The organism is Streptomyces sp. NPDC042201 (genome assembly GCF_055582185.1).
Genome location: NZ_JBVJDS010000017.1, coordinates 94386 through 113290 on the forward strand (window position 1 = coordinate 94386; position 18905 = coordinate 113290).

The window sequence follows — 18905 nt, forward strand, 5'->3', positions numbered from 1 at the left end:
CGAGGAGTACGTCATGACCGCCGCGGGGAACCCCATCGCCGTCATCACCGGAGCGAGCAGCGGCATCGGCGCCGCCACCGCCCGACAGCTCGCCGCCGCCGGCTACCACGTCGTCGTCACCGCCCGCCGCAAGGACCGTATCGAGGCGCTCGCCGCGGAGCTCACCGCCGCCGGCCACCGCGCCACCGCCTACGCCCTCGATGTCACCGACCGCCCGGCCGTCGACGCCTTCGCCACCGAGCTCGGCGGCTTCCCCTCCGTGGACGTCCTGGTCAACAACGCCGGCGGCGCCCTGGGCGCCGACCCGGTCGCGACCGGCGACCCCGCCGACTGGCGTCAGATGTACGAGACGAACGTCCTCGGCACGCTCAACCTCACCCAGGCCCTGCTTCCCGCCCTCACCGCGAGCGGCGACGGCACGGTCGTCATCATCTCCTCCACCGCCGGCCTCGCCACCTACGAGGGCGGCGCGGGCTACGTCGCCGCCAAGCACGGCGCCCACGTCCTCGCCGAGACCCTCCGCCTGGAAATCGTCGGCACCCCGGTCCGGGTGATCGAGGTCGCCCCCGGCATGGTCAAGACGGAGGAGTTCGCGACCACCCGCTTCAACGGCGACACCGAGAAGGCCGCGAAGGTCTACGCGGGCGTGGCCGAGCCCCTCACCGCCGACGACGTGGCCGACACCATCACCTGGGCGGTCACCCGCCCCAGCCACGTCAACATCGACCTCCTGGTAATCCGCCCCCGCGCCCAGGCCTCCAACTCCAAGGTCCACCGAGACCTGTGACGCGCCGGGCCCGAGCGACGCGACACCCACCGCCCGGACCGCGCCCACACCGGACTCGTCCGCGCATCCGTCTAGGCCACTCGTTCGAGTGGTCGAGCCGCATTGGCCTGCACGAAGGGGCTGTTGAGCCTACGTTCGACTGCGTCACCGCACACAGAACGGCCCCTGGCCGGGATTGCCCTCCCAGCCAAGAGCCTGACCATCCAGGAAGCGAGACTTCCCCATGGCTGGACGCGAGCCTAGCGCGCACCAATGCACCCTTGATGACGTTCTCAACGTCGACACCACAAGGTTCATGGACCTTGAGGAACCCAGCTACGCCTATATGTTCGGCTTCTTGCAGGCCGATGGGCACTTGGCTCAAGAGGCAGGCCGGAAAGGCCGGCTCACCGTCGAGATCAATGTCCGCGACGTCGAGATCCTCGGTGAGTTCCAGCAGCTGACGCCGTACAACAGCTCCATCAGGGAACGCACACGATCCACGAATTTCGCCGAGACCCATCATTCGGCGACGTGGACCCTGTGTTCCCTCGAAGCCAGGACCACGCTCAATCGGCTCGGCCTGCCCTACGGCCGGAAGTCCAAGAAGATCACTCCGCCTCGTGTCCCGTTCTCCCGCCGCGACTACCTGCGGGGCACCATCGATGCGGACGGCTCTGTCGGCTACACCGGGCAGGGCTATCCGTTCATCTCCCTGACAACGGCCAGTACAGCCGTCGGCGCCTACCTCTGCCGCTACGCGCGGCAATTGACCGGCGCCGAGCGCATCATCAAGCGCAATTCCCGGGACGCGATCTACAACGTCGTCTACACCAAGGAAGCGGCCGTGCGACTGGCCGAAGATCTCTACTACCCGGGCTGCCTGGCCCTGGAGCGCAAGCGGACCGCCGCGGCGTCGCTCGACTCGTGGACGCGCCCGGCCGGGATGAGGGTCGCACCACCGCGTCAGCGTTGGAAGGACGGGGAGGACCGCGTCCTGCTGGAGTCCGGAGATGCCACGGAAGCCGCCCAGCTGCTCGGCCGGACCGTGGCGAGCTGCGCCCTTCGTCTCTGGCGCCTGCGAAGCGGCCGGATTCCGATGCCTCCACCGGAGCCACTCGCACAGTGACGCGCGCCGAAAGGCCGGCCCCAGGCGGAAAGCCTGGGGCCGGCCGGCCCCCGTTGCATCGAGGCGCGCTGCCCCCGTACTCCTCAGCCCTTTACGCAGATGGCCTGCTTCAGCTTCTCCACCACCTCGACCAGGTCCCGCTGCTGGTCGATGACCTGCTCGATCGGCTTGTACGCGGCCGGGATCTCGTCCACGACGCCGGAGTCCTTACGGCACTCCACACCCCGCGTCTGCTCCTCCAGGTCCCTCGTCGAGAACTGCCGCTTCGCCGCGCTGCGGCTCAGGCGACGGCCGGCGCCGTGCGAGGCCGAGTTGAAGGCGGCGGTGTTTCCGAGACCCTTGACGATGTATGTGCCGGTGGCCATCGAGCCGGGGATGATCCCGTAGTCACCGGAGCCCGCACGGATCGCGCCCTTACGCGTGACCAGCAGGTCCATGCCGTCGTACCGTTCCTCGGCGACATAGTTGTGATGGCAGCTGATTTCCTCCTCAAAAGTGACCCGGGCCTTCTTGAACTCCTTCCGGATCACATCCTTGAGCAGCCCCATCATGATCGCGCGGTTGTGCTTCGCGTATTCCTGCGCCCAGAAGAGGTCATTGCGGTAGGCCGCCATCTGCGGCGTGTCCGAGACGAAGACGGCCAGGTCACGGTCGACCAGCCCCTGGTTGTGCGACAGCTTCTGTGCCACACCGATGTGGTGCTCGGCCAGTTCCTTGCCGATGTTCCGGGAGCCGGAGTGGAGCGTGAGCCATACCGATCCCTGGGAATCGAGACTCACTTCAATGTGGTGATTTCCGGATCCGAGCGTTCCCATCTGCTTCGTGGCACGCCCCTGACGGAATTTGACCGAATCGGCCACTCCGTCGAACCGCCCCCAGAAGTCGTCCCACCCCGCCGTCGGGAAGCCGTGCAGCCGGCCCGGGTCCACCGGGTCGTCGTGCATTCCGCGGCCCACCGGGATGGCCTGTTCGATCTTGGAGCGCAGGCGGGACAGGTCGCCCGGCAGATGGTTCGCCGTCAGGGAGGTCTTCACCGCGGACATTCCGCAGCCGATGTCCACCCCCACCGCCGCCGGACAGACCGCGCCGTGCATCGCGATCACCGAGCCGACCGTCGCGCCCTTGCCGTAGTGCACGTCCGGCATCACGGCGAGGCCCTTGATCCAGGGCAGGGTGGCGACATTGCGCAACTGCTGCATCGCACCGTCGTCGACCGACGCGGGGTCCGCCCACATACGGATCGGGACCTTCGCCCCGGGCAGCTCTACATACGACATGGTTCCTCAATTCCCCCGAAAAGTCTGATAACGCAAAAACCGGAGCCAGGGCGGTCAAAGGAGACAGCCGACCAGCGTCGACGGCGTTGCGTGCGATAGACATTGTGTCCATCGACCGCCATCGGGCGGCAAACGGTTTTCGCGTGGCACCCCGCGCGGAACCCCGTACAGAAGGGAGCCCGGGACCGTGCAGCCAAAGGCGCGAAGGGCTTACGTACCCGGCCTGGCGGCGCTCCTCGTGGCGGTTGTCGCCGGCTGCTCGGCCGGCAGCGACGGCGACAGCTCCGCCACCGACGCCAAGCCCGGCAGCCCCACCCCGTCCGCGGCGCCGCCCGGCAAGTACCGCACGCTCAACGAGCCCTGCGGCTCCGTGCCGCGCGCGACGCTCAAGGAGCTGCTGCCCGGGGCCGCCTCGCTCCCCGAGGACCAGCAGGAGAAGGTGTACGGGGGCACGGCCTCGGTCACCTACGACACCGACCGCCGTGTCGGCTGCAGCTGGAAGGCCGATTCCGCCGCCGCCTCGCACCAGCTGGTGATCGACCTCGAACGCGTGGTGTCGTACGACCCGGCCGTGAGCGACGACGACCGGGCGCAGGATGTGTACGCGAAGAAGGAGAGCGTCGCGGCGCTGCCGTCGCCCGACGACCCCCGCGACGAGAAGGCGTCACAGCAGCCGAGCGGCTCGCCCCCCGCGTCGACGGAGGCGGATACAGAGACGGACTCGGGCAAAACGACGCAGAACGGCCCTGGTTCCGACTCCGGTCCCGATTCCGATGCCGCCGGCGAGTCGACCACCCCCTCCACGTCCCCGTCCGACACCGTGCCGGCCGAGGGACTTGAGCCCCGCCGGCTGGACGGCCTCGGTGACGCCGCCTTCCTGGACGACGTCCTCGCCCGGTCCGGGTCCGCCGCTCAGCACCGCACCGTGAGCGTGGTGTTCCGCACATCGAATGTGATCGTGACCGTCCGGTACACCGAGCAGGCCGCCCATCCCGCCGAGATCCCCGACAGCCAAGAACTGCAGGACAGGGCACGGGGGCTGGCCCGGAAGCTCGTCGAGCAGCTCAACGAATAGCCGTCTCCGATCGCGCCGCGGATCCTCCGCCGACGGAGGACGGAGTCCGGTCCCCGGGCCCGCGGACCCGGCTCGGCGGTTACCGTGGCCGATCGGACCGTACGACCAATGACTGAAGGAACCATGCGCCGATCAGCCTCGCGACTCACCCGCATACTCGCCTGCGCAGCCGTTCCGGTGATGCTCGTCGCCGCCGGCTGCTCGTCCGATTCCGACAGTGACGCGGACGGCTCCGCCTCGCCGAGCGCCAAGCCGTCCGCCTCCGTCGCGCCCGCCAAGTACAGCGAGCTTCCCGACGCGTGCAAGACGATCGGCCGCAAGACGATCGACTCGCTCGTCCCGAAGGCGAAGGTCAAGGGTGGTACGTCCGGTAAGTCCAGTGATGTCGCCAGTCGCGGTAGTTGCTCCTGGAACGGCCTTGACGACAAGGGCGTCAAGGGCTCGCAGTACCGCTGGCTCGTGGTCTCGCTCGTGCGGTACGACTCCGATGTGAGCCTCGGCAGCGGCGCGAAGCGCGCCGGCACGTTCTACGCGAAGCAGGTGGCCGACGCGCAGGCCACGGAGGGCGCGAAGGACGTGAAGTCGGCTCCGTCGAGCGGTATCGGTGACCAGGCGACGACGGTGACGTACAGCCTGAAGAAGACGGACGAGGAGTTCTCGTACGCCACGGTCGTGGCCCGTACGGAGAACGCGGTGGTCACGCTCACCTACAACGGCGCGGGTTACGCGGGCGCGAAGTCCCCGAGCATCGCCGATATGACGAAGGACGCGGCGACGGCGGCCAAGGAGGCAGTGGCGGCGGTCGCCGGCGGCTCCGGGAAGGCGCCGGCCGCCAAGGAGAGCTCAAAGGCTTCGTAGCCGCGGGCGCAGGCGCGGGCGTAGGCGGGGGCGTAATCGCGGGCGTAGGCGGGGGCGTAATCGCGGGCCCAGTCGGAGGCCGTTTTCTCCGCTTTTCCGTGGGGCCGGGCCCTTCCCGCTGGGCCGGGCCCGGCTCCCCGCGCCACGCCCCGCGCACACATGTGCCAGGCTGTGCCCGCCAGATGTCGGGTCGTCGCGTACCGGTTGTCACGTACCTGACGTCGAATACGGGGTCGAACACGGTTCGGATACGGGTCGAATACGGGAGGGGTCGCGGGTGGCCGCGATGCAGCTCACACGCACGCACCGGATACTCATCGGGGTCGTGGTCGCCGGAGCGGTGGTCATCGCCGCGATCGGTTTCGCGGGGTCGTACGCCGCCGTCCGCGAACTCGCGGAGGAGAAGGGCTTCGGGAAGTTCTCGCTGGTCTTCCCGATCGGTATCGACGCGGGCATCTGCGTCCTGCTCGCGCTCGACCTCCTGCTGACCTGGATCCGTATCCCCTTCCCGCTGCTGCGCCAGTCGGCATGGATTCTGACGACCGCCACCATCGCCTTCAACGGCGCGGCCGCCTGGCCCGACCCGCTGGGCGTCGGGATGCACGCGGTGATCCCGCTCCTCTTCATCGTCTCCGTCGAGGCCGCGCGCCACGCGGTCGGCCGGATCGCGGACATCACCGCCGACAAGCACATGGAAGGCGTACGGCTCACCCGCTGGCTGCTGTCGCCGATCCCCACGTTCAAGCTGTGGCGCCGGATGAAGCTGTGGGAGCTGCGTTCCTACGAGCAGGTCATCAAGCTCGAACAGGACCGGCTCATCTACCAGTCGCGCCTCCAGGCCCGGTTCGGCCGCAACTGGCGCCGTAAGGCGCCCGTCGAGTCGCTGATGCCGCTGCGGCTCGCGAAGTACGGCGTACCGCTCGCGAACACCGCTCCCGCGGGTCTGGCCGCCGCCGGTATCGACCCGGCACTGCTGCCGCCCGCGCCGGCGCCGGCCGAACTGCCCAAGGGCCAGGGCGAGATACCGGCGCAGGCACAGCCGCAGCTCCCGGACCGGGCCCCGGTCCAGGCCGAGGCTCGGTCCGAGACCCAGGCAGAGACCCGGCCCGAAGCCCCGGTCCAGGCTCCGGCCCAGGCCCACCTCCAGGCACCGGCTCCGGCCCAGGCCCCGCTCCACGCGCAGATACCGGCCCAGCGCGCCGGCGAACAGACCCAGGCCGCCCACCCGGCCCAGGCCGCTCCCTCCGGACAGGGCCCTGGACAGTACCCAGGACAGGCCGCCGGGCAGGGGCAGGACGAGTGGCAGCAGGCGGCTCCCGCGCCGCAGTCGAGCCCGTGGTTCGCGGCCCCGCCGGTGGCGGAGGGGGCGTACGAGGGCGCGTACAACCCGACGTACATCGAGGGCCTGGAGCCCACGCCGGTGATGATCCCCTCGGGCCCCGGCCGCAGCCGCCCCCTGGGTGGTGTGCCCGGTCAGCGTGCGGAGGGGCCGTACCCGGGCATGGAGCAGGCACCGCAGCAGCAGTACGCGGGCCCCGGCCCCGACGGCCAGCTGCCGCCGGAGGCCGACCTCGACGACCTGCCCGCCGACGATCAGCCCGAGGAACTGCCCGTCCCCGGCCTGCCCGACGGCGTCACCCGCGAGGAGGCGTACCTCAACGCCTTCCGGAAGTACGTCAGTGAGCGCGGCGACTTCCCCAATAGCCGCCAGTTCGGGCTGTACTTGATGGACCTGTACGGCGTCACGGGGCGCACCGGCGGTCCGCTGACCGAGAGTTCGCTCCGGCCCTATCTGAAGGACTTCCGCTACCGCTACCAGTCGGATCTGGACGCCGAGCACATCGCGTAACCCCATCGGGCACTTCGCCCGATCACCTCGCCCGACCCCAGTCACACGTACGGCGAAGGGCCCCCACCCGGCTGAACGGATGAGGGCCCTCCCCATACCCGCGGATCAGGCGCCGAGCAGCTTCCTCACCCGGTCCGCCCCCACCGCCAGCAGCAGCGTGGGCAGCCGCGGTCCGGTGTCCCGGCCGACCAGCAGCTGGTAGAGCACCGCGAAGAAGGACCGCTGCGCGATCTTCAGCTCGGGGGTCGGCTTGGCGTCCGGCGCCAGGCCCGCCATCATCTTCGGCACGCCGTAGACGAGCGTCGTCAGCCCGTCCAGCGACCAGTGGCTGTCCAGACCCGCCAGCAGCAGCCGGAGCGACTCCCGCCCCTGCTCGTCCAGCGAGTCCAGCAGCTCGTGGTCCGGCTCGGCGCGCACGATCGTGCGGGCCTCCGCCGGCACCTGGCTGGTGATCCAGTTCTCCGCCCGGTCGAGCCGCGGCCGCACCTCGTCCAGCGAGGTCAGCGGACGGTCCGGGTCCAGCTCGCTCAGGATCCGCAGCGTCTGCTCCTCGGCACCGGCCGTGATGTCCACGACCGAGGCCAGCGTGCGGTACGGCAGCGGGCGCGCCGTACGCGGCAGCTCACCGGCCGCCGTGCCCGTGGCGCGGGCGTACGCGGCGGCGTCGGCCGGCAGTACGGTGCCGTCGGCGACCTTGCGCTCCAGCGCGTCCCACTCGTCGTACAGCCGCTGGATCTCCTGGTCGAAGGCGATCTTGAACGACTGGTTGGGCCTGCGCCGCGCGTACAGCCAGCGCAGCAGCGGCGCCTCCATGATCTTCAGAGCGTCGGCCGGGGTGGGCACCCCGCCCTTGCTCGACGACATCTTCGCCATCCCGGAGATCCCCACGAAGGCGTACATCGGGCCGATCGGCTGTACGCCGTCGAAGACCTCGCGCACGATCTGCCCGCCGACGACGAACGACGACCCGGGCGAGGAGTGGTCGACGCCCGAGGGCTCGAAGATCACGCCTTCGTACGCCCAGCGCATCGGCCAGTCGACCTTCCAGACCAGCTTGCCGCGGTTGAACTCGCTCAGCAGCACCGTCTCGGTGAAGCCGCACTCCGCGCAGGCGTACGTCAGCTCGGTCGTCTCGTCGTCGTACGCGGTGACGGTGGTCAGGTCCTTGCCGCAGCCGCCGCAGTAGGGCTTGTAGGGGAAGTAGCCCGCAGAGCCGCCGCCGTCGTCCTCGGCGGCCGCGCCCGAGCCCTCCGCGGCCTCCAGCTCGGCTTCCTCGACCTTCTTCTGGCCCTGCTTCTGCCCCGCGCCCGTCGCGCCCGTCCCGCCCGCTGCGGACTTGTCCTTGTCCTTCGTCCGGTAGCGGTCGAGGATCGCGTCGATGTCCGCGCGGTGCTTCATCGCGTGCAGGATCTGCTCGCGGTACACCCCCGAGGTGTACTGCTCGGTCTGGCTGATGCCGTCGTACTCGACACCCAGCTCGGCCAGCGACTCGGTCATCGCGGCCTTGAAGTGCTCGGCCCAGTTCGGATACGCCGATCCGGCCGGGGCGGGCACCGAGGTGAGCGGCTTGCCGATGTGCTCGGCCCAGGAGGTGTCCGTACCAGGGACGCCCGCCGGCACCTTGCGGTACCGGTCGTAGTCGTCCCAGGAGATCAGATGCCGGACTTCGTACCCACGCCTGCGGATCTCGTCCGCGACCAGGTGCGGGGTCATGACCTCGCGCAGATTCCCCAGGTGGATCGGTCCGGAGGGGGAAAGCCCCGACGCGACAACGACCACAGGGGGACCGGCGGCCGCGTGTTTCGTGCCAGACGCACGTCGCTCCGACTCGGCGATGACATCGTCCGCGAAACGGGAGACCCAGTCGGTCTCGGTGCTCTGAGCCACGATCGGCACGTCCTTCTTTCTCGTACGCCGGACAGCTGCGCCGGACAAGTGCGCCGGACACGATGGGCGAGGACCGGCGACAGCCATTCTCCCAGGTCCCTCCGACAGAGCGAAAACGGATTGAAACCCCATGGGATACTGGGGAGGAATCCCCGCACCCGACAGGAACGGCACCAGCCCATGGCCTCGGTCACTTCCCTCGCTTCGACCGTCGATCAGCGCATCGCGGACGCCCTCTCGGCAGCCCTGCCGGAGGCCGGCTCCGCGGACCCGCTGCTGCGACGTAGCGACCGGGCCGATTTCCAGGCCAACGGCATCCTGGCGCTCGCGAAGAAGCTCAAGGGCAACCCGCGCGAGCTGGCGACGCGGGTCGTCTCGTCCCTGCCCGCCCATGATGTGATCAAGGACATCGAGGTCTCAGGACCCGGCTTCCTCAACATCACCGTCACGGACCGGGCGATCATCGAGACCCTCGCGGCCCGCGCGGCGGACGGCCGGCTCGGTGTTCCGCACGCGGAGCGGACGGGCACGACCGTCATCGACTACGCGCAGCCGAACGTGGCCAAGGAGATGCACGTCGGGCATCTGCGGTCCGCCGTGATCGGCGCCGCGATGGTCGAGATCCTGGAGTTCATGGGCGAGAAGGTGATCCGGCGCCATCACATCGGCGACTGGGGCACCCAGTTCGGCATGCTCATCCAGTATCTGATCGAGCATCCGCACGAGCTGGACCACACGGGCGAGGGCGAGGGCGCGGCGGAGGTCTCCGGCGAGGAGGCCATGTCGAACCTCAACCGCCTCTACAAGGCGTCGCGCGCGGTCTTCGACTCCGACGAGGAGTTCAAGACGCGCTCCCGCGACCGGGTGGTGGCCCTCCAGGCCGGCGACGAACAGACCCTTGCCCTGTGGCAGCGGTTCGTCGACGAGTCGAAGATCTACTTCTACTCGGTCTTCGACAAGCTGGACATGGAGATCCACGACCCCGACATCGTCGGCGAGTCCGGCTACAACGACATGCTCGAGGAGACCTGCCGCATCCTGGAGGAGACGGGCGTCGCCGTCCGCTCCGAGGGCGCGCTCTGTGTCTTCTTCGACGACGTGAAGGGCCCCGACGGCAACCCCGTACCGCTGATCGTCAAGAAGACCAACGGCGGCTACGGCTACGCGGCCACGGACCTCTCCGCGATCCGGGACCGGGTGCGGAACCTCGACGCGACGACCCTGCTGTACGTGGTCGACGCCCGCCAGTCGCTGCACTTCAAGATGGTCTTCGAGACCGCCCGCAGGGCCGGCTGGCTGAACGACGAGGTGAAGGCCGTCCAGTTGGCGTTCGGCACGGTGCTCGGCAAGGACGGCAAGCCGTTCAAGACCCGTGAGGGCGAGACCGTACGGCTGGTGGACCTGCTGGACGAGGCGGTCGAGCGGGCGACGGCGGTCGTACGGGAAAAGGCCGAGAAGGCGGGGCTGGGCGAGCAGGAGATCATCGAGAACGGGCAGTACGTCGGTATCGGCGCCGTGAAGTACGCGGACCTGTCGACGTCGGCGGTACGGGACTACAAGTTCGACCTGGACCAGATGGTCTCGCTGACCGGTGACACGTCGGTCTACCTCCAGTACGCGTACGCCCGTAACCGGTCCATCCTGCGCAAGGCGGGGGACGCCACGCCCGTCGCGCACCCGGAGCTGGAACTGGCCCCGGCCGAGCGGGCGCTCGGTCTGCACGTGGACCAGTTCGGCGAGGTGCTCGGGGAGGTCGCGTCCTCGTACGAGCCGCACAAGCTGGCGGCGTACCTCTACCAGCTGGCGTCGCTCTACGCGACCTTCTTCGAACAGTGCCCGGTGCTGAAGGCCGAGACGCCCGCGCAGGTCGAGAACCGTCTCTTCCTGTGCGACATCACGGCCCGCACGCTCCAGCAGGGCCTGGCGCTGCTCGGTATCCGGGCCCCCGAGCGTCTCTGACCGGCCGGTCTCCGACCCGCCGGCCTCTCCGGCTCGCCGGCCTCTCCGGCTCGACGGCTCGGCTTCACCGGACAGTCAGCCGGTGGCGGCCGTCTGCCACTCGGTGCCGCCCGGCGGATAGTCGTACGCGGGGCGGCCCCGGGATCCGCTCGTACGGAAGGGCTTGCCCCGGTCGTCCACGCGGAGCGTGCCGGACCGGTCGCCACTGGACCACTCCAGCTCCAGATACCAGCTGACGTCGCGCGCCATGGAGCGCGCGTGGATGTACAGGACCTCCGGGTCCTGCTCGCTCACCTTGTACGGGAAGTCCCGCTGCCCGGACCGCGGTACGGAACTGGGCCGCCCCGCGTCCAGATCGACGTCGAAGGACTTGGTGGAGACGTTGCCGCCGCAGCCGACGCCCATGGCGTAGTCGGTCCAGGCGAGCGGGGCACCGCTCCTGACGATGCGTACGCGCAGGGCCTGCAGGACGACCGTGTCGCTGCCGGTGCCCTGCGCGGTGAGTTCGATGAACTGGCCACCGCTCGCCACCCCGCCGAGCGCGCCGACCCAGCTGGACGCGTCCTGCTCGGTGGGCGGCGGGGGGACCTGCGTCGCGGGGCGGTTGATGAGGTAGTGCTGACTGCACGGGTCTTCCCAGGCGTACGGCCGGGTGGACACCACCACCGGTACCGCGTCGCCCGCCGCGCCCCCGCCCGAGGTGTGGCCGGAGGAGGGCGCCCGGCTCGCGCCGCTGGAGGCCGGCGGGCTGACGCTGTCTGAGGGGGACACGGAGGGCGAGGCGGACGGTGATTCCTTGCCCCGCGCGCCGGAGGGCGGTGTGCTCTCCCCGGCGTCCTTGCCCGGAGGGTTGGACACCACCGCGGCGACGGAGTCGTCCTTGGCGGAGAGGGCGGCCCGGCTGCCGATGGCGATGGCGGGGACGGCGACGGCGACGACCGCCACGGCGGCGAGGACAAGACGCAGGCGTTTGGCACGCGGGGCGGCGGGCTCCGCGACGGCAGGCTCCTCAACAGCGGGCACCCCAACCGCAGGCTCCACGGCGGGCACCTCGACGGCAGGCTCCTCAACAGCGGGCACCTCCACGGCGGGCACCGGCTCCGGCTCGGCGGGCTCCGCCGACCTCCCTCGCCTTCTCGCCTCATCCGCCAGGATCCACCGCCGGTGCAGCGCGACAAGCTCCTCGGCCGTCGCCCCGCACAGCCGCCCGAGCCGCTCGACGGGTGCGAACTCAGCCGGTACGGCATCCCCGTTGCAGTAACGGTGCAGCGTGGACGTACTCACATGAAGCTTCCCCGCGAGAACGCCGTAGCTCCGTCCCGAGCGGTCCTTCAGCTCCCTGAGCACTGCCGCGAAAGCCTCGGCCTCGGTCGTCGCCACCCGCTGTCCCCCTCCTCGTACGTCCCAGGAACGCGTTCCAGGCACACGGCATCCCCGCAGGTCAGAGTGTGCGCAGGCGTTCCAGCTTCCCTCATTGTCCCCTGCTGATTGCGGCCTCTTCCGACCGCCCCACACAGTGAGTGCAGCACAGACCGCACCGCACATCGAAACGGGGAGACACCCTCATGCGCATCATCCGTAACCGTGCCGCCGCAGCCGCCGCCACCGCCCTCGTGGCCACCCTCGCCCTCACCGCCTGCTCCGGCGGCGGCGTTACGAAGGACGCGGATTCAGCGACCGCCCCCGCGGCCTCGGTCACGCCCCCCGAGCAGCAGGCCCCCGCCCAGCAGTCGAGCAGCAAGCAGACCCAGGAGCAGAGCCAGAGCCAGAGCCGGAAGCCGGACACGAGCAACACCGGGACCGACAAGGACGGCAAGGGCGGCAAGGGCGGGACTGGCGGGAAGGGCGGCAGCACGCAGTGGATCCCCTGCACCGGGGACACCACGAAGGTCACCGTCACGAAGGTGAGCCGGCCCATCAACCACCTGCTGCTGACCGCCACCAACACCGGCAACAGGAACTGTGACGCCTACTCGGCGCCCCTCCTCCGTTTCGACGAGGCGCAGGCCGCCACCCAGGTCATCGACGCCAGCCGGCCGCAGGCCGTGGTCACCCTCGCGCCCGGTGAGTCCGCCTACGCCTCGATCATGCTGTCCGGCGAGGGCGACGGCGCCCACGGCTACACCGCCACGAACCTGACCGTCTTCTTCGACAGCCGCGACGGCCAGGGATCGGTCGGCTCCGGCACCCACATCAAGCTCCCGGCGGGTACGTACACGGACGACGACGCGGCCGTCAGCTACTGGCAGTACGAGATGAACGACGCGCTCACCTGGTGACCCGGCACAGCGGCGCGGCTCGGCTGAATCCTTCCAGCCGAGCCGCGCCGTCCGAACAGATCAGAGCTGATCAGATCGGAGCTGATCAGAGCTTCTCCGCGACCTCCGTCGCCCAGTACGTGAGGATCACGCTCGCGCCCGCGCGCTTGATGCCCGTCAGGGTCTCCAGGATCGCCGCGTCGCGGTCGATCCAGCCCTTCTCCGCCGCGGCCTCGACCATCGCGTACTCGCCGGAGATCTGGTACGCCGCGACCGGCACGTCCACCTCGTCCGCGATACGCGCGAGGATGTCCAGGTACGGCAGCGCCGGCTTGACCATCACCAGGTCGGCGCCTTCTTCGAGGTCGAGCGCCAGCTCCCGGAGGGACTCCCGCACATTGGCAGGGTCCTGCTGGTAGGTCTTGCGGTCGCCCTTCAGCGAGGAGCCCACGGCCTCCCGGAAGGGACCGTAGAACGCCGACGAGTACTTCGCCGTGTACGCGAGGATCGACACGTCCTCTTTGCCGATCGTGTCCAGCGCGTCGCGGACGACCGCGACCTGGCCGTCCATCATGCCGCTCGGGCCCACCACATGGACGCCCGCGTCGGCCTGGACCTGGGCCATCTCGGCGTACCGCTCCAGCGTGGCGTCGTTGTCCACCCGGCCGTCGGCGTCCAGCACACCGCAGTGGCCGTGGTCGGTGAACTCGTCCAGGCAGAGGTCGGACATGACGAGCAGTTCGTCACCGACCTCCGCCTTCACCGCGCGGATCGCGGTCTGCAGAATCCCGTCCGGGTCCGTGCCCGCCGTCCCCGTCGCGTCCTTCTTGGCCGCCTCGGGGACACCGAAGAGCATGATCCCGGAGACACCGGCAGCGACCGCCTCCGCCGCCGCTTTGCGCAGGGTGTCCAGCGTGTGCTGGACGACCCCGGGCATGGTGGAGATCGGGGCGGGCCGGCTGATCCCCTCCCGTACGAAGGCCGGGAGGATCAGATCCGCCGGGTGCAGCCGGGTCTCGGCGACCATCCGCCGCATCACCGGATTGACCCGCAGCCGCCGGGGCCGCGAACCAGGGAAAGAACCGTGCGAACTCACGTACGCCTCCTGCGCGATCCGGGCCGGCGCTCGCTCGGCCTGGTGACGTGTTCACCCGCCTCGACGGCCGCGGCCCGGCGCGCGGCGCCGAACGCGGCGAGCGCCTCGGCCAGCTTGTGGACCGACGGCTCGGGCGAGAGGACGTCGACGCGCAGACCATGCTCCTCGGCGGTCTTCGCCGTCGCGGGGCCGATACACGCGATCACCGTCACGTTGTGCGGCTTGCCCGCGATACCGACCAGGTTCCGCACGGTCGACGACGAAGTGAAGAGTACGGCGTCGAAGCCGCCGCCCTTGATGGCTTCGCGGGTTTCGGCCGGTGGCGGCGACGCGCGCACGGTGCGGTACGCCGTGACGTCGTCGACCTCCCAGCCCAGCTCGATCAGACCCGCCACCAGCGTCTCCGTGGCGATGTCGGCTCGTGGCAGGAACACCCGGTCGATCGGGTCGAACACCGGGTCGTACGGCGGCCAGTCCTCCAGCAGCCCGGCCGCGGACTGCTCACCGGACGGCACCAGGTCGGGCTTCACACCGAAGTCGACCAGGGCCGCGGCCGTCTGCTCGCCCACCGCGGCGACCTTGATCCCGGCGAAGGCACGGGCGTCGAGCCCGTACTCCTCGAACTTCTCCCGCACCGCCTTCACCGCGTTGACCGAGGTGAAGGCGATCCACTCGTAGCGGCCGGTCACCAGGCCCTTGACCGCGCGCTCCATCTGCTGGGGCGTGCGGGGCGGCTCGACCGCGATGGTCGGGACCTCGTGCGGGACCGCGCCGTACGACCTGAGCTGGTCGGAGAGCGAAGCGGACTGCTCCTTGGTGCGCGGGACGAGGACCTTCCAGCCGAACATCGGCTTGGACTCGAACCACGACAGCTGGTCGCGCCGGGCGGACGCGCTGCGCTCACCGACCACGGCTATGACGGGCTGGTGTCCCTCCGGGGAGGGCAGCACCTTGGCCTGCTTGAGCGTCTGCGCGATGGTGCCGAGGGTGGCGGTCCAGGTGCGCTGACGCGTCGTCGTACCGGCGACGGTGACGATCATCGGGGTGTCCGGCTTGCGGCCGGCCGCGACCAGCTCACCCGCGGCGCCGGCGACCGACTCCAGGGTGGCGGAGACGACCACCGTGCCGTCGCTCGCGCCGACCTCGGACCAGCAGCGCTCGCTGGCGGTCCTGGCGTCCACGAGACGTACGTCCGTGCCCTGCGCGTCGCGCAGCGGCACCCCGGCGTACGCCGGGACACCGACCGCGGCGGCGATGCCGGGGACGACCTCGAAGGGGATGCCGGCGGTGGCGCAGGCGAGCATCTCGGTGCCCGCGTCGCCGTCGAGCCCGGGGTCTCCCGAGACCGCACGGACCACCCGCTTGCCGCCCCGCGCGGCCTCCATGACAAGATTGGCCGCATCCCTGATCGCTGGGATTCCGGCGGCTGTTGACGCATCGTCAACAACCGTCAGTGCAGGCGTGCTCACACCCGCCCTGGCATGGCTGCGTACAACATCGAGCACATCCGGCTCGGCAATCAGTACATCCGCTCCCGCGAGCGCCTCGACGGCGCGGAGTGTCAGCAGACCCGGATCTCCGGGTCCGGCACCGAGGAAGGTGACGTGCCCCGATGCGGAGTAGGCCGGACGGTCAGAGGTGGTGGGGCTCAAAGTGCTCGCTCCCCCATAAGACCGGCCGCACCCTTGGCGAGCATCTCGGACGCGAGTTCGCGACCGAGCGCGATGGCGTCGCCGAGCGACGTGGGTACGGGACCGGTGGTGGACAGCTGCACCAGCGTCGAGCCGTCGGTCGTGCCGACGACGCCGCGCAGGCGCATTTCGTTGACAACCTGTCCGTCGGCCAGCAGGTCGGCCAGCGCACCCACAGGTGCGCTACAGCCGGCCTCCAGGGCGGCGAGCAGGGATCGCTCGGCGGTCACGGCGGCCCGGGTGTCCGGGTCGTCGAGCTCGGCGAGCACTGCGGCGAGGTCCACGTTGACCGCGGCGCACTCGACTGCGAGAGCCCCCTGGCCGGGGGCGGGCAGAACCATGTCGACCGACAGGAAGTCGGTCACCTCACCGATCATGCCGATGCGGTGAAGGCCGGCGGCGGCGAGCACGACGGCGTCGAGCTCCCCGCTGCGGACATAACCGATCCGGGTGTCGATGTTCCCCCGGATCGGGACGGTCTCAATGGTGAGGCCGTGGCTGCGGGCGTACGCGTTCAGCTGCGCCATCCGGCGCGGCGACCCCGTACCGACGCGGGCGCCCCTGGGCAGCCGCTCGAAGGTCAGCCCGTCGCGCGCGATCACGACGTCGCGCGGGTCCTCGCGGCGCGGCACGGCGGCCATCGTCAGATCGTCGGGCTGGGTCGTCGGCAGGTCCTTCAGCGAGTGCACGGCGAAGTCGACCTCACCGGCCAGCAGCGCGTCACGCAGCGCGGTGACGAAGACGCCCGTGCCGCCGATCTTCGCGAGGTGCTCGCGGGAGGTGTCGCCGTACGTGGTGATCTCCACGAGCTCCACCGGCCGCCCGGTCAGCTCGCGCACCGCCTGCGCCACCTGCCCGGACTGGGCCATGGCGAGTTTGCTGCGTCTGGTTCCGAGCCTCAGTGCCTTCTCGGTCATACTCGCCCTCTGCCTACACCATCGGTGTCATTCAGGTCGGCCCGGCTGACGGCGGCGACCGTCTGCGGGTCGAGGTCGAAGAGTTCTCGCAGCGCGTCCGCGTATCCGGCGCCGCCGGGCTCGCTGGCGAGCTGCTTGACCCGCACGGTGGGCGCGTGCAGGAGCTTGTCGACGACGCGGCGCACGGTCCTGGTGACCTCGGCGCGCTGCTTGTCGTCCAGGTCGGGGAGCCGGCCTTCGAGCCGCGCGACCTCGCTGCTCACCACGTCGGCGGCCATGGCGCGCAGCGCGACCACGGTCGGCGTGATGTGCGCGGCGCGCTGGGCGGCGCCGAAGGCGGCCACCTCGTCGCAGACGAGGGTGCGCACCTGGTCGACGTCAGCGGCCATCGGCGCGTCGGCGGAGGCCTCGGCCAGCGACTCGATGTCCACGAACCTGACCCCGCCGAGGCGGTGCACGGCGACGTCGATGTCACGGGGCATGGCGAGGTCCAGCAGCGCCTGCTGACCCGTTCGGCCGTACAGCGCGGCCTCGACGGCGTCGGCGGTCAGCACCAGACCGGTCGCGCCCGTACAGGAGACGACCACATCGGCACGTGTCAGCTCGTCGCCTATGGAGCCCATGTCCACGGCGCGCGCGCTCACGCCGGTGGTTCCGGACTCGTCGAGGATCTGTACGAGCCGGTCGGCGCGCGCGGCCGTGCGGTTGGCGATCACGATTTCGTCGACCCCGGCCCGCGCGAGCGTCGCGGCGGCCAGCGAGGACATCGAGCCCGCGCCGATCACCAGGGCGCGCTTGCCCTTGGCCCAGGCCTCCACGGCGTCACCGGCGGCGAGCTGCTCCAGGCCGAAGGTGACGAGCGACTGCCCGGCCCGGTCGATACCGGTCTCGCTGTGGGCCCGCTTGCCGACCCGCAGCGCCTGCTGGAACAGATCGTTGAGCAGCCGGCCCGCGGTGTGCAGCTCCTGCCCCAGCGCCAGCGCGTCCTTGATCTGCCCGAGGATCTGGCCCTCGCCGACGACCATCGAGTCCAGTCCGCAGGCCACCGAGAAGAGGTGGTGAACGGCCCGGTCCTCGTAGTGCACATAGAGATAGGGAGTGAGCTCTTCCAGGCCGACCCCGCTGTGCTGGGCGAGCAGCGTGGACAGCTCGGCGACACCGGCGTGGAACTTGTCGACGTCGGCGTACAGCTCGATGCGGTTGCAGGTGGCGAGGACGGCAGCCTCGGTCGCGGGCTCCGCGGCGAGCGCGTCCTGCAACAGCTTGACCTGCGCGTCGGTGGGCAGCGACGCACGCTCCAGCACGCTCACCGGCGCGCTGCGGTGGCTCAGTCCGACGACCAGAAGACTCATGCCGGCATCACCGCGGGGACGTCCCCGTCAGGTCCCTTCCGGCTCGCGGCGGCGGCACCGTCCGCCGCGCTCTCCACGGTCCTGTCGCGCTCGGCGGCCGACAGGGCCGCCTCCGCGGCGGCTCCCTCGCCGGCCTTGCGCTGCTCGTGGAAGGCGAGGATCTGCAGCTCGATGGAGAGGTCGACCTTGCGTACGTCCACACCGTCAGGCACGGAGAGCACGGTCGGCGCGAAGTTGAGGATCGAGGTCACGCCGGCGGCGACCAGCCGCTCGCAGACCTGCTGGGCGGCGCCTGCGGGGGTCGCGATGACCCCGATCGAGACACCGTTGTCACTGATGATCTTCTCCAGCTCGTCCGCGTGCTGCACCGGCATCCCGGCGACCGGCTTGCCGGCCATCGCGGGATCGGCGTCTATCAGCGCGGCGACCCGGAAGCCACGGGACGCGAAGCCGCCGTAGTTGGCGAGTGCGGCGCCGAGGTTACCGATACCGACGATCACGACCGGCCAGTCCTGGGTCAGCCCCAGCTCGCGGGAGATCTGGTAGACGAGGTACTCGACGTCGTAGCCCACACCCCTGGTCCCGTAGGAACCGAGGTAGGAGAAGTCTTTCCGCAGCTTCGCGGAATTGACCCCGGCCGCGGTCGCGAGTTCTTCGGACGAGACGGTGGGTACGGAGCGCTCGGAGAGAGCGGTCAGCGCCCGCAGATACAGCGGGAGCCTGGCGACGGTGGCCTCGGGGATTCCTCGGCTACGGGTCGCCGGTCGGTGAGTTCGGCCAGTTGCCACGGT

15 protein-coding genes are annotated in these 18905 nt (G+C 70.2%); 7 read left to right on the forward strand and 8 right to left on the reverse strand.

The genetic code is table 11. The features are described 5' to 3' along the window. Positions 1 to 13 precede the first annotated feature (13 nt). Both ACZ6MZ_RS31350 and ACZ6MZ_RS31355 read left to right on the forward strand, forming a co-directional pair. Positions 14 to 787 carry an SDR family NAD(P)-dependent oxidoreductase gene (locus tag ACZ6MZ_RS31350; protein ID WP_389786046.1) on the forward strand — a complete coding sequence of 258 codons (774 nt, stop codon included), beginning with the start codon at positions 14 to 16 and terminating at the stop codon, positions 785 to 787. Between the two features lie 223 nt (positions 788 to 1010). Beyond that, positions 1011 to 1895, forward strand: a complete 885-nt coding sequence (locus ACZ6MZ_RS31355) for a hypothetical protein (RefSeq protein WP_469355821.1) — start codon at positions 1011 to 1013, stop codon at positions 1893 to 1895. An 83-nt stretch (positions 1896 to 1978) separates the two neighbouring features. On the opposite strand, the gene ACZ6MZ_RS31360 is transcribed toward ACZ6MZ_RS31355, so the two are convergent. Beyond that, positions 1979 to 3172 carry an RtcB family protein gene (locus tag ACZ6MZ_RS31360; protein WP_469355823.1) on the reverse strand — a complete coding sequence of 398 codons (1194 nt, stop codon included), beginning with the start codon at positions 3170 to 3172 and terminating at the stop codon, positions 1979 to 1981. Positions 3173 to 3359: 187 nt separating this feature from the next. Here ACZ6MZ_RS31360 and ACZ6MZ_RS31365 point away from each other — a divergent pair, with 187 nt between their 5' ends. The 3 genes from ACZ6MZ_RS31365 (at position 3360) to ACZ6MZ_RS31375 (ending at position 6954) form a co-directional block, all read left to right on the forward strand. Next, on the forward strand, positions 3360 to 4247 hold the full coding sequence (locus ACZ6MZ_RS31365) for a DUF3558 domain-containing protein (RefSeq protein WP_469355825.1): 888 nt from the start codon (positions 3360 to 3362) through the stop codon (positions 4245 to 4247). 123 nt (positions 4248 to 4370) lie between these two features. Then, the gene (locus tag ACZ6MZ_RS31370) at positions 4371 to 5105 is read left to right on the forward strand and encodes a DUF3558 domain-containing protein (RefSeq protein WP_389786104.1); all 735 of its coding nucleotides are present in this window, start codon (positions 4371 to 4373) and stop codon (positions 5103 to 5105) included. Between the two features lie 277 nt (positions 5106 to 5382). Next, entirely contained in the window at positions 5383 to 6954 is a 1572-nt protein-coding gene (locus ACZ6MZ_RS31375; RefSeq protein WP_469355828.1) for a DUF2637 domain-containing protein, read from the forward strand. A gap of 105 nt (positions 6955 to 7059) precedes the next feature. On the opposite strand, the gene lysS is transcribed toward ACZ6MZ_RS31375, so the two are convergent. Then, positions 7060 to 8850, reverse strand: coding sequence for a lysine--tRNA ligase (gene lysS / locus ACZ6MZ_RS31380; protein ID WP_469355829.1), 1791 nt, complete (start codon positions 8848 to 8850; stop codon positions 7060 to 7062). Positions 8851 to 9021: 171 nt separating this feature from the next. Here lysS and argS point away from each other — a divergent pair, with 171 nt between their 5' ends. Beyond that, entirely contained in the window at positions 9022 to 10800 is a 1779-nt protein-coding gene (gene argS / locus ACZ6MZ_RS31385) for an arginine--tRNA ligase (RefSeq protein WP_469355831.1), read from the forward strand. Positions 10801 to 10875: 75 nt separating this feature from the next. On the opposite strand, the gene ACZ6MZ_RS31390 is transcribed toward argS, so the two are convergent. Continuing rightward, positions 10876 to 12180: a helix-turn-helix domain-containing protein gene (locus ACZ6MZ_RS31390; protein WP_469355833.1), complete on the reverse strand. Its 1305-nt coding sequence runs from the start codon at positions 12178 to 12180 to the stop codon at positions 10876 to 10878. A 185-nt stretch (positions 12181 to 12365) separates the two neighbouring features. On the opposite strand from ACZ6MZ_RS31390, the gene ACZ6MZ_RS31395 reads away from it, so the two are divergent. Further along, positions 12366 to 13079, forward strand: coding sequence for a DUF4232 domain-containing protein (locus ACZ6MZ_RS31395; RefSeq protein ID WP_469355835.1), 714 nt, complete (start codon positions 12366 to 12368; stop codon positions 13077 to 13079). Positions 13080 to 13164: 85 nt separating this feature from the next. On the opposite strand, the gene hemB is transcribed toward ACZ6MZ_RS31395, so the two are convergent. Genes hemB through ACZ6MZ_RS31420 form a run of 5 tightly spaced genes read right to left on the reverse strand, consistent with a single transcriptional unit; the run spans position 13165 to position 18902 of the window. Continuing rightward, positions 13165 to 14154: a porphobilinogen synthase gene (gene hemB, locus ACZ6MZ_RS31400; protein WP_469355837.1), complete on the reverse strand. Its 990-nt coding sequence runs from the start codon at positions 14152 to 14154 to the stop codon at positions 13165 to 13167. Continuing rightward, entirely contained in the window at positions 14151 to 15806 is a 1656-nt protein-coding gene (locus tag ACZ6MZ_RS31405; RefSeq protein WP_389786065.1) for a bifunctional uroporphyrinogen-III C-methyltransferase/uroporphyrinogen-III synthase, read from the reverse strand. The genes hemB and ACZ6MZ_RS31405 overlap by 4 nt, the downstream gene beginning before the upstream one ends. Then, positions 15803 to 16762, reverse strand: a complete 960-nt coding sequence (gene hemC / locus ACZ6MZ_RS31410) for a hydroxymethylbilane synthase (protein WP_469355839.1) — start codon at positions 16760 to 16762, stop codon at positions 15803 to 15805. The genes ACZ6MZ_RS31405 and hemC overlap by 4 nt, the downstream gene beginning before the upstream one ends. Beyond that, positions 16759 to 18114, reverse strand: coding sequence for a glutamyl-tRNA reductase (locus ACZ6MZ_RS31415; protein WP_389786070.1), 1356 nt, complete (start codon positions 18112 to 18114; stop codon positions 16759 to 16761). Before ACZ6MZ_RS31415 ends, hemC begins: the two co-directional genes overlap by 4 nt. After that, positions 18111 to 18902 carry a redox-sensing transcriptional repressor Rex gene (locus tag ACZ6MZ_RS31420; protein ID WP_384193185.1) on the reverse strand — a complete coding sequence of 264 codons (792 nt, stop codon included), beginning with the start codon at positions 18900 to 18902 and terminating at the stop codon, positions 18111 to 18113. Before ACZ6MZ_RS31420 ends, ACZ6MZ_RS31415 begins: the two co-directional genes overlap by 4 nt. Between the last annotated feature and the right edge of the window lie 3 nt (positions 18903 to 18905).

Coding starts and splice junctions, on each gene's coding strand:
- ACZ6MZ_RS31395 (WP_469355835.1), top strand. CDS start 12,366: ATGCGCATCATCCGTAACCGTGCCGCCGCAGCCGCCGCCACCGCCCTC.
- ACZ6MZ_RS31350 (WP_389786046.1), top strand. CDS start 14: ATGACCGCCGCGGGGAACCCCATCGCCGTCATCACCGGAGCGAGCAGC.
- ACZ6MZ_RS31370 (WP_389786104.1), top strand. CDS start 4,371: ATGCGCCGATCAGCCTCGCGACTCACCCGCATACTCGCCTGCGCAGCC.
- hemC (WP_469355839.1), bottom strand. CDS start 16,762: ATGACCGAGAAGGCACTGAGGCTCGGAACCAGACGCAGCAAACTCGCC.
- ACZ6MZ_RS31415 (WP_389786070.1), bottom strand. CDS start 18,114: ATGAGTCTTCTGGTCGTCGGACTGAGCCACCGCAGCGCGCCGGTGAGC.
- argS (WP_469355831.1), top strand. CDS start 9,022: ATGGCCTCGGTCACTTCCCTCGCTTCGACCGTCGATCAGCGCATCGCG.
- ACZ6MZ_RS31360 (WP_469355823.1), bottom strand. CDS start 3,172: ATGTCGTATGTAGAGCTGCCCGGGGCGAAGGTCCCGATCCGTATGTGG.
- ACZ6MZ_RS31355 (WP_469355821.1), top strand. CDS start 1,011: ATGGCTGGACGCGAGCCTAGCGCGCACCAATGCACCCTTGATGACGTT.